The organism is Streptomyces atriruber, assembly GCF_001418325.1.
In the GTDB taxonomy this organism is placed as follows: domain Bacteria; phylum Actinomycetota; class Actinomycetes; order Streptomycetales; family Streptomycetaceae; genus Streptomyces; species Streptomyces atriruber.
This window is the reverse complement of sequence record NZ_LIPN01000540.1, coordinates 1-5,316: the sequence shown is the minus strand read 5'-3', so window position 1 is coordinate 5,316 and position 5,316 is coordinate 1. Positions and strand designations below refer to the sequence as shown.

Below are 5,316 nucleotides of genomic sequence, written 5' to 3'. Positions count from 1 at the left end.
GCCGTCGGCCGCGACGACGCGGACCTCCACGCCGTCCGAAGGCCCGACCCAGAGCGGGTCGGACGCGGCACGCCTGCCCGCCTCCCCCTTCTCCGCGGGGTGCGTCTCCAGGTCCAGGGCCCGCCAGCCGCTCCAGGCGCCGGAGCCGATGGCGCGCGTGCGGACCTGCGCCGTGCCCGCCGGCTCCTCGGTGGCCCCGCCCCACGAGACGCCGAGGAGCGAGAACGGCTCGGTGGACGTGCGCGGCAGCTCCCGCTTCGTCGCGCCGTCGGCCTTGAGCGGGAGATCGTGCACGCTCGCCGGGCGCTTGGCGCGCGGATCGGCGCCGGGGGTCTCGCCGTTGCTCGGATCGGCCATCGCGTACGTGACCGCACCCGCGCCCCCCAGCACGACGGCCCCGATCGTCAGCCACGCCCTGCGCTTGAGACTCAGCGGTCGGTACGCATGCGTGGTACGCGCCTTTTCACGCGGTTTGCGCGGGCTCAATTGCCCCACCCCTCAGCGAATTTCAGGTGAACACAGCGAGTCCGTACGACTGGCCGGGCGGGCAAAGGGTTGTAGCGCTCCGGGCGATTCGTCGCGTGATCTATCCCGCACCTCCCGGCAGTGACACGTGGGCGGGGCGGTGCGCTGGGTCATGTGAGAGTTGTGACGTACTGAATCGGGCGAATCGGGTGGGGCTTCGAGTGGGAGAACGGGTGGGGGCACGGATGCCGGGCCTGGCGCGGACGGACGGACGGTGGCGGCGCAGGGCCGCGGTCTGGGTCGCGGTGGGCGCGGCCGTGGGCGGCCTCGCGTCCTGCGGCACGGACCGCCAGGTGACGTACTCCGGAGGCACCCTCGAAGAGCTCGTGCCGGACGACGAGGCGCGCGGCAGGGAGCTCTCCACCGAGGCCATGACGCTGCTCCGGAACGCGAGGACGCTGCGCATCGGCGTCGAGATGAACAGCCCGAAGGGCCGCCAGAAGGTCTCGCTCCACATGGACCGTGACAGCAACTGCACCGGAACCTTCGACTCCGGCCCGGCGCAGCGCGGCGACCTCATCATGATCGGGGGCGGCTCGACCTACGTGCGGTTCAGCGACGAGGCGCTCGCGGAGATCCGGCAGCTCGCGGCGGGCCGGGGCCCGGAGACCGCGGCGCGGGTCCGGGAGCGGACGGCGATGGCGCGCGGCAAGTACCTGAAGATCCCGACGGGCACCGGTGGCGGCCCCTCGATGCCGGTGAACAGCTGCGACCTCGACAAGTTCACCCGCTCGATGCCCGGCAGCCCCGGCCCCGACGACGTCATCAAGGCCCTGCCCGGCACCCGGCGTTACGGCACGGACGTGATCCCGCTCGTCGAGGACAAGGAGGAGGGCACGACGTCCGTGTACGTGGCGGCGAAGGGCAAGCCGTACGCCCTCGGCGTCGAGGTCGACGAGGACGGCGAGACCATGAAGATGCGCATGTCCGCGTACGACCGGCCGGTGTCCGCGGTGGCTCCGCCGGCTGCGCAGACGATCGACATCTCGGACGTCGGCCCGGGCGGCGGAGGACTCTTCGAGGTGTGAGCCCCGCCTGTGACATTTCCGCTCCCGGCGACGCAGTCGACCGTGAAGGCCCGGGCACGGCGACCCGGGCCCGAGCGGGCCGGATGGGAGCGGGTTGGGCCAGGGTGGGGGACCCCGTCGAGCACAGGCGCACGACGAGGAGCTGGGCAGGGCCGTCGCGGCGGCCCAGGCGGGCGACGAGGCCGCCTTCGCGGTCGCGTACCGCCTCGTCCAGCCGGGGCTCGTCGGCTACCTGCGCGGCCTCGTCGGCACGGACGGCGAGACGGCCGAGGACGTCGCCGCCGAGGCGTGGCTGGAGATCGCCAGGGACCTCGGGCGGTTCCACGGGGACGGGGCGGGCTTCCGCGGCTGGACCGCGACGATCGCCCGGCACCGCGCCTTCGACCACCTCCGCCGCCTGAAGGCCCGGCCGCGCCCCGCCCCGCTGGAACAGGACATGCTCGAACTCCCGGGCCCGCACAGCACGTCGGCGGCCGCGCTGGAGGCGATCTCCACGGAGCGCGTGCTCGCCGTGGTCGCGGCACTGCCCCGCGACCAGGCGGAGGCGGTCCTGCTCCGCGTGATCGTCGGCCTGGACGCCCCCACGGCGGCCCGCGTCCTCGGCAAACGCCCCGGAGCGGTCCGCACGGCCGCGCACCGAGGCCTCAGGAAGCTGAGGGAACGTCTCAACTGCTCCGGGGCGGTGTGACTGGCCCGGCCGGGGCTGCCCCCCGGGCTCGACTCAACCGCAGTGGGCGCCTGAACTGGCATTTTGTCGCCCGACTGGTTGTTCTCGCTATCCCGTATGGAGCGGTCTCTATGGAGGTGCTGTTACCTGTCGAGGCGACCATTGTGCGTCGGGGTTTCTCCAGTGCGACGCTTTTCGTCGAAGTACACTGAAGACGACGGGATCGTTGCCGCGGACGACTTCCGGCTGATCGACCTGGCCGCCTACGACGCGCGGGCACCGCTGAGCCGGGACCTCGCGACCTTGCTGATCTCGCTCTGCTGGCGGGAGATCGGGGAGTCCTCATCCGAGAGCCAGTCGGCGTTTCTCGCATATCTGGAGCGGGATAGGCGCGACAAGCGCCTCGATGACGGCATGCCGGGCCGGGTGCGAAAGATCATTGACGCGTTCCGGGAGCCCACGCTTCGGTTCGTCCTCGAAAAGCCGGGGAATCCCGAGCAGTGGCACAGGCAACTGAAGGTCTCGCTGGTCGCCCAGGCGATGCTGCACAGCGCTTACGTCAGCGGTACGCCGGATGCGCGCCGTTGGTGCGCACGGCTGGCGGGACGGCTCACCCGGGTTCTCCTCGGTCCGATCGACCTGGGGACGGTCAAGCCGGTTTTCTTCGATGCTGGGGATGAACCCGGACAGACCGGCTCGGTGGCGCCGCGGGTGACCGGCCGGTCGGCGCGGGGCGCAGCCGCCTTCGTCGACCGCACAGGTCCGCGCAGTGAGCTGCGCGCCGCGCTGGAGGATCGGGCGACCTCCGTCATCGTGGTCAGCGGTCCGGCGGGGATGGGCAAGACGGCGCTTGTGCGCGCGGTAATCGCCGAGCTGGGGTGGACGGAACCGGACGAGGAGTCCTTCGCTGGCACGACGCCACGCCGTACGGGGACATCGGAGTGTCGACACTGGTCCGGGACATCGAACCACCCGGGTCGGACCAGACGGTCGGCTCCATCGCGCGAGCACGCCTGGAGATCGCCCTGGACGGCCTCGACGCGAACGGCGGCTTTCGGCGGGTGGTCGTGATCGATTCCGCGGAGAATCTCCTCCAGGACGAAAACCTCCTGCGCGACTCGGAGTTCGATCTGGCGCTGGAGGCCGTGCAAAGTCGGCCGAACCCGCTCGTCAAGGTCGTTCTGGTGACGCAGCGCATGCCCGAGGCGACGACAGGTGTGGCATGGACGGACAAGGCGGTCCGTATTTGCCTCAGCGGACTCAAGCCACCGTCGCTGCGTGAGCAATTCGCCGTGCTCGACCCGAGCGACAGATACGGACTGGCCGCCCTGCCGGAGAAGGATCTGCGGCGCGTTCACGGTCGTCTGGCCGGCAGTCCGCGGCTCGCCGAACTGCTCTCCGCGGTCATCAGCAGTGACCCGCCGGGGCTACAGATATACGAGGTCGGAGCTTGGCTGTCATCCGTGTCGGCGAGCGAGGTGCATCAACGTCTGGTCCATCTGTTTGTTGAGCGACTTCCCGCCGAAGAACAGCGGGTGGCGGAGGGGCTGGCGGCGCTCGGTATTCCGGCCGGTACCGACGATGTCATCGGCATTCTGGAGCCGTACGTCCCGGCACTCCGGATCGAGCCGGCCTTGCGCTCGCTCGTGGCGACCGGTCTTGTCCTGGAGCGCCGGGACGGCCGACGGTATCTGCGGACGGTACATCCGCATGGTCGCGGAAGAAAACCCACGGTTCACGCCCGAAGAGGTGCACGCGGAGATCTACTACAACCGGGGCCGCCACGACATTTCCAAGGACATGGTGCGCAAGGTCCTCGGCGCGCCTCGCCCCAGACTTCCGCTGCGGTGGCCTTTCGGTCGATGACGGCGGCCTGGTCCCCGGCTTCGTACGGAGCGGCGCCCAGGTGGGCCAGGGCGAGAGAACCGAGCCGGCCGGGGCCGCCACCCCCCACAGGAGAGGCCCCGGCCGACACACGGTACGAACCGCGTGCGGTCCGTACTCCCTTCAGCGCCGCGGGTGCGTTTTCTGTCACACCGCGTTCTGTCACCCGCTAGTTGCACGTTGTACAAACATGGACGTAGGCCTGTCCGAGCCCGTAGCGTGCTGCTTCGCGCCGGGGCCGGGCGCAGATCTCCGAGTGGCAGGATTGAGAGAGTGCTGGGGGAGGACGCGGAGCTGACCGCCGCGGTGCTTGCGGCACAGGACGGGGACGAGACCGCGTTCCGGACTGTGTACCGCGCCGTGCACCCGCGGTTGTTGGGATACGTACGCACGCTGGTCGCCGACCCGGACGCCGAGGACGTCGCTTCCGAGGCCTGGCTGCAGATAGCGCGCGATCTTGACCGGTTCAGCGGCGACGCGGACCGGTTCCGGGGCTGGGCCGCGCGCATCGCGCGCAACCGCGCCCTCGATCACATACGCATGCGGGGCCGCCGTCCCGCGGTGGGCGGCGACGAGTCGGAGCTGACCGGCAAGCCGGGCGACGCCGACACCGCCGACGAGGCGATGGAGGCCCTCGCCACCAGCGAGGCACTGGCCCTGATAGCGCAGCTCCCGCAGGACCAGGCCGAGGCCGTGGTGCTTCGCGTCGTCGTCGGACTCGACGCGAAGAGCGCGGCGCAGACCCTCGGCAAGCGCCCCGGGGCCGTCCGCACGGCGGCGCACCGCGGCCTGAAGAGGCTCGCGGAACTTCTCGGTCCTGAGGGGGCCGACCCCAAGGAGGCACTCGGCGCCGTGCCGCCGCAGAGAGAGCCGCGCGGGTGCGCGGTGACGTCCGCCGGTGTGACGCAATCGCGTACGCGGACGCAGAAGGACATGTGATGGCCGACGAGCAGCACAAGTGGCTGGACCGCGACGCGGCGGAGCGTTTGCTGCGCGGGGAGCCCCTCGAAGGCATCGATTCAGCCGCCCGCCCGCAGGCCGAGCGGCTCGCGCGGGCGCTTGAGGCGCTGGACCGCGCGGGTGAGCCGGGCGGGATGGGCGGGACGGGTGAGGCACGTGAGCCGGGCGGGCAGGGGCAGCCGCCGCACGCCGCCCAGGGCCCTCACGGCGCGCACGGCCCCCACGGTGCTCACGGCCCCCACGGTGCTCACG

5 protein-coding genes and 1 pseudogene are annotated in these 5,316 nt (G+C 71.4%); 4 read left to right on the top strand and 2 right to left on the bottom strand.

Annotated features, from left to right (window positions below; all coding sequences use genetic code 11):
• Window positions 1–495 (bottom strand): annotated as a pseudogene (locus tag AOK03_RS43310) (hypothetical protein); the annotation flags it as partial.
• A 203-nt stretch (window positions 496–698) separates the two neighbouring features.
• Here AOK03_RS43310 and AOK03_RS37940 point away from each other — a divergent pair.
• The 4 genes from AOK03_RS37940 to AOK03_RS37920 all read left to right on the top strand — a co-directional run bounded on the left by AOK03_RS37940 (window position 699) and on the right by AOK03_RS37920 (window position 5,043).
• Window positions 699–1,553 carry a hypothetical protein gene (locus AOK03_RS37940; RefSeq protein ID WP_157869195.1) on the top strand — a complete coding sequence of 285 codons (855 nt, stop codon included), beginning with the start codon at window positions 699–701 and terminating at the stop codon, window positions 1,551–1,553.
• 94 nt (window positions 1,554–1,647) lie between these two features.
• Entirely contained in the window at window positions 1,648–2,241 is a 594-nt protein-coding gene (locus AOK03_RS37935) for an RNA polymerase sigma factor (RefSeq protein ID WP_055569913.1), read from the top strand.
• Window positions 2,242–3,161: 920 nt separating this feature from the next.
• Complete coding sequence (locus tag AOK03_RS42970) at window positions 3,162–4,277, top strand: hypothetical protein (protein WP_167355691.1); 1,116 nt, start codon at window positions 3,162–3,164, stop codon at window positions 4,275–4,277.
• Between the two features lie 100 nt (window positions 4,278–4,377).
• Window positions 4,378–5,043: an RNA polymerase sigma factor gene (locus AOK03_RS37920; RefSeq protein WP_055569910.1), complete on the top strand. Its 666-nt coding sequence runs from the start codon at window positions 4,378–4,380 to the stop codon at window positions 5,041–5,043.
• Between the two features lie 80 nt (window positions 5,044–5,123).
• On the opposite strand, the gene AOK03_RS42965 is transcribed toward AOK03_RS37920, so the two are convergent.
• Window positions 5,124–5,316 (bottom strand): hypothetical protein (locus AOK03_RS42965; protein ID WP_208609687.1); only part of this gene is annotated, 193 nt, incomplete at its 5' end.